At 63.5% G+C, this 4,092-nt stretch carries 4 protein-coding genes; all 4 read right to left on the reverse strand.

All coding sequences use genetic code 11. The features are described from left to right. Positions 1-176: 176 nt before the first annotated feature. Genes LB515_RS28000 through LB515_RS28015 form a run of 4 tightly spaced genes read right to left on the reverse strand, consistent with a single transcriptional unit; the run spans position 177 to position 4,017 of the window. Positions 177-1,262: an ABC transporter ATP-binding protein gene (locus tag LB515_RS28000; protein ID WP_224709678.1), complete on the reverse strand. Its 1,086-nt coding sequence runs from the start codon at positions 1,260-1,262 to the stop codon at positions 177-179. Positions 1,263-1,265: 3 nt separating this feature from the next. Next, a complete protein-coding gene (locus tag LB515_RS28005) occupies positions 1,266-2,312 on the reverse strand; it encodes an NAD(P)-dependent alcohol dehydrogenase (protein WP_224709679.1) in 1,047 nt (348 codons plus the stop codon). Positions 2,313-2,326: 14 nt separating this feature from the next. Then, positions 2,327-3,154: a carbohydrate ABC transporter permease gene (locus LB515_RS28010; RefSeq protein WP_224709681.1), complete on the reverse strand. Its 828-nt coding sequence runs from the start codon at positions 3,152-3,154 to the stop codon at positions 2,327-2,329. After that, positions 3,151-4,017: a carbohydrate ABC transporter permease gene (locus LB515_RS28015; RefSeq protein WP_224709683.1), complete on the reverse strand. Its 867-nt coding sequence runs from the start codon at positions 4,015-4,017 to the stop codon at positions 3,151-3,153. Before LB515_RS28015 ends, LB515_RS28010 begins: the two co-directional genes overlap by 4 nt. Between the last annotated feature and the right edge of the window lie 75 nt (positions 4,018-4,092).

A 4,092-nucleotide genomic window follows, 5' to 3' on the forward strand; every position in this document is an offset into this window, starting at 1 on the left:
CGCCTTTCCTCTCCCCCGTCGATCGGGGGAGAGGTGGCTCGGCGAAGCCGAGACGGAGTGGGGGTCGACCAGCGCTGCGCTAGACAATGCATGTGCCAAGCTGCCATGCACACTACGGCAAAGACCAGCCACTTGGAAATGTGTGCATCCCCCAGGCAATTCCGGGCGGAGTTGCTCTACTGCTTGCGCAACGACTTGCCGGTCTCGGCGTCGAACAGGTGAATGCTTTCCTCGTCGAAGCTGTAGCGCACGGGCGCGCGCAGCTCCGGGCATTCGCGGGCCGGCACCAGCGCGCTGATCTCCTTGCCGCCCGAGCCGAAGGTCACCAGCGCGTCATTGCCGTGGAACTCGATGAGATCGGCGGTGCCTTGTAAAAGGTTTGCCGTGCCGGCGTGCGCCGTCTTCAGATCCGGAGGCCGAATGCCGAGCATAACGCGATCGCCGTGCTGCAGATGGAAGTCGCCGCCTTGCAGCGACAGCACCGTCCCCGCACCGGTCAGCGTCCAGCCATCCTTGCTCTTGCCGACCGTCACCTCGATGAAATTCATGTTCGGCGTTCCGATGAATCCGGCCACGAACAGATTGCCCGGGCGGCGATAGATTTCGGCCGGCGAGCCGATCTGCTCGATCACGCCGTCCTTCAACAACACGATGCGGTCGGCCAGCGTCATCGCCTCGAGCTGGTCATGCGTGACATAGACGGTGGTGGTCTTCAGCGATTGGTGCAGCCTGGCGATCTCGACGCGCATATGATTGCGCAGCTTGGCGTCGAGGTTGGAGAGCGGCTCGTCGAACAGGAACACTTTCGGCGTCTTGATCATGGCGCGCGCGATCGCCACGCGCTGCTGCTGACCGCCGGAAAGCTCTGTAGGCTTGCGGCCGAGATAGGGCTCCAGCCCGAGCGTCTTCGAGACCGCCTCGACCCGCTTCCTGATCTCGTTCGCCGGCACCTTCTGCCGCTTCAATCCGAAGGCGATGTTGTCGAAGATCGTCATGTGCGGATAGAGCGCATAATTCTGGAACACCATGGCGATGCCGCGGTCGCCCGGCTCGAGATCGTTCACCACCTTGCCGCCGATCGACACCTCGCCGCCGCTGATATCCTCCAGCCCGGCCAGCATCCTGAGAAGCGTGGACTTGCCGCAGCCGGATGGCCCCAGGAACACGACGAATTCATGTTCCTCGATCGCGAGGTTGAGATCGCGGATGACGGTCGTGGCGCCGTAGGCCTTGTCGACATGGGAGCAAACGATGGCGGACATGCCTTAGCCCTTCTCGCCGGTCAGCAGGATCTGCAGCTTGACGTCCTGCGGCTTGCCTTGGGCGGCGCGCTCGAACGCCTTGATGCTCTCGGAGAAATCATAGGTGCCGGTGATCAGCGGCTTGAGGTCGACCTTGCCGGAGGCGATCAACTGCAGGGCGCGGTCGAAGATGTTGGCATAGCGGAACACGGTCTCGATGCGCACTTCCTTGGAAATCGCCGCCGGCACGTTGAGCTCGACCGCCTCCACCGGCAGGCCGACCAGCACCACCGCGCCGCCCGGCCGCACCACGTCGAACAGGTTGGCGAAGGCCTTCGGGCTGCCGCTCGCCTCGAACACGATGTCGGCGCCCCAATTGTCGGTGGCCGCCGCGACGGCGTCGACCAGCGATTGCTTGCCGATATCGACCGGCACGATGCCAGGATACTGGGCAGCGATCGCAAGCTTCGGCGCGGAAAAGTCCGAGATCAGGACTTTGGAGCAGCCGCCCGCCAGCGCGGCGAGCGCGATCATGATGCCGATCGGGCCGCAGCCGACGACGACGGCGACATCGCCGGGCACGATGCGCGCGCGCGCCGCCGCCTGCATGCCGATGGCGAAGGGCTCGACCATCGCGCCCTCGGCGAAGGAGACATTGTCCGGCAGCTTGTAGGTGAAAGCCGCCGGATGGACGGCGTAGGGCGCGAGCACGCCATGCACCGGCGGCGTTGCCCAGAAGCGGACGTCCGGGTCGACATTGTAGATGCCGAGCTTCGTCGCGCGCGACGCAAGGTTCGGCACGCCTGGCTCCATGCAGACGCGGTCGCCGACCTTGAGATTCGTGACATTGGCGCCGACCTCGACGATCGTTCCCGAGGCCTCATGGCCGAGCACCATGGGCTCGCGCACGATATAGCTGCCGATGGCGCCATGCGTGTAATAATGCACGTCGCTGCCGCAGACGCCGACCGTGTGGATGGCGATCCTGACATCGTCCGGCCCGACGTCTTGCGGCAGCGCGATCTCGCGCAGCGACAGTTCGCCTTTTTTCTCAAGCACCAGTGCCCGCATCGGGTATCCTCGCATCAACTTTTCTTTTGCCGGAAAACGGAATTCAGGAAGCCGCTCAAAACGCCGAGGAACAAAAGCGGCGGCAGCGACAGAAGCACGACCGAGGCATTGAGGATGCCCCAGGGCACGTTCATGCCTTGCTGGGAGAGCTCGGAAGCGACGATCGGCAGCGTCTTGGCGTTGGAGCTCGACAGCATCAGCGCGATCAGGAACTCGTTCCAGACCAGCACGAAGCTGAAGGCGATGGCGCCGATCAGCGAGCGCGCCGCGACGGGAAGCGCGATCCGCCAGAACACGGCATAAGCGCCGTAGCCGTCGACGAAGGCCGCTTCCTCGATCTCTTTCGGCACGCCCTGGAAGGCGGGAATGGCGAGCCACATGACCACCGATATGGTCAGCAGCGAATAGGTGACGATCAGCGCCGGCAAAGTGTCGTAGAGCCCGACCTGCAGCCAGATCACCATTAGCGGGATCGCCACCGCCACCGGCGGCAGGAAACGCAGCGACAGGACGAAGAACTGGATGTCGCCGGCGAAGCGGTTGGGATAGCGCGCCACCGCATAGGCCGCCGGCAGGCCGAGCACGACGCCGATCAGCACCGCCGAACCGCAGGCAACGACCGAGTTGTAGAGCCCGGTCAGCACGCTGTCGCGGCCGAGGATGTAGCCGATGTTGGCGAGCGTCGGCGTGAATATCACCTTCGGCACGCGGGTGATGATGTCGACATTGTTCTTCAGCGCATTGAGCGCCGTCCACAGAAGCGGGAACACGGCCAGGAACCCGGCCAGCGCCAGGATGGCCTTTGCGATCAGGCGGCCCGGTCTTATCGGATATGGCTTCATGCCTGCACCCGCTTCCACAGCATGGTGAAGGTGATGACCGTCGCGATCATCATCAGCACCGCCATGGCCGAAGCGTAGGAGACCTTGCCGGACTCGATGAAGCCTTGCGAGAAGGCATACATGTCGAGCGTCTCAGTCGCGACGCCGGGCCCGCCGCGCGTCATCACATAGATCAGGTCGAAGGAGCGCAGCGACTCGATCATCTTGACGAACATCAGGCTGATCAGCGGCGCCTTCAGCATCGGCAAGGTGACATAGGCATGGATCTGCCAGCGCTTGGCGTGGTCGAGCCTGGCCGCCTCGATCGGCTGCGGCGGCAAGGTTTCAAGCAGCTTCAGCACGATGACGGCGAAGAACAGCCCCCACTGCCAAACATCCACCGAAGCGACCGCGAACAATGCGGTGCCCGGCTTGGACAGCGGATCGAAGATCAGCCCGCCGGTGATCAGCCGGTAGGGATAGGTGGCGATGCCGTAGAGCGGGTGATAGGCGAACTTCCAGACGAAGGCGGCCGAGACGCGCGGCAGAAGCACCGGGATGATGAACAGGAGGCAATAGAAATTGCGCAGGCGTGGGCCGGCGACCTCGAACATCAAGACGCTCAGCCCGATCGCCACCACCATCGTCGCTACCACGGTGACGATTTCCCATTTCACCGAAACCCAGACGGCGTTGAGGAAGCGGCGGTCGAGGAAGAGATCGGCGAAGTTCGAGAACCACACCCAGGAGTAACCGGTCGTGCTCAACTCGCGGTTCTGCAAGGCGATCACGATGGCGTAGAGCGTCGGCACCATCGACAGCACCAGGAGGATGGCGAGGGTAGGAACCAGAAATGTGACCGGCAGGGAAGATCGTCGGCGCATTGCCTATCCTTGGATATTTACTGCTGTCTGGTGAAGGTCCCGCGGCGCGCAGGTTACCGCATTACGCCGAAAGCC

It is taken from the genome of Mesorhizobium sp. CA15 (assembly GCF_020165215.1).
GTDB lineage: Bacteria > Pseudomonadota > Alphaproteobacteria > Rhizobiales > Rhizobiaceae > Mesorhizobium.

What these genes read in the sequence shown, in the direction of transcription:
- LB515_RS28000 (WP_224709678.1), bottom strand. Translation starts at nt 1,262, where the DNA reads ATGTCCGCCATCGTTTGCTCCCATGTCGACAAGGCCTACGGCGCCACG.
- LB515_RS28005 (WP_224709679.1), bottom strand. Translation starts at nt 2,312, where the DNA reads ATGCGGGCACTGGTGCTTGAGAAAAAAGGCGAACTGTCGCTGCGCGAG.
- LB515_RS28010 (WP_224709681.1), bottom strand. Translation starts at nt 3,154, where the DNA reads ATGAAGCCATATCCGATAAGACCGGGCCGCCTGATCGCAAAGGCCATC.
- LB515_RS28015 (WP_224709683.1), bottom strand. Translation starts at nt 4,017, where the DNA reads ATGCGCCGACGATCTTCCCTGCCGGTCACATTTCTGGTTCCTACCCTC.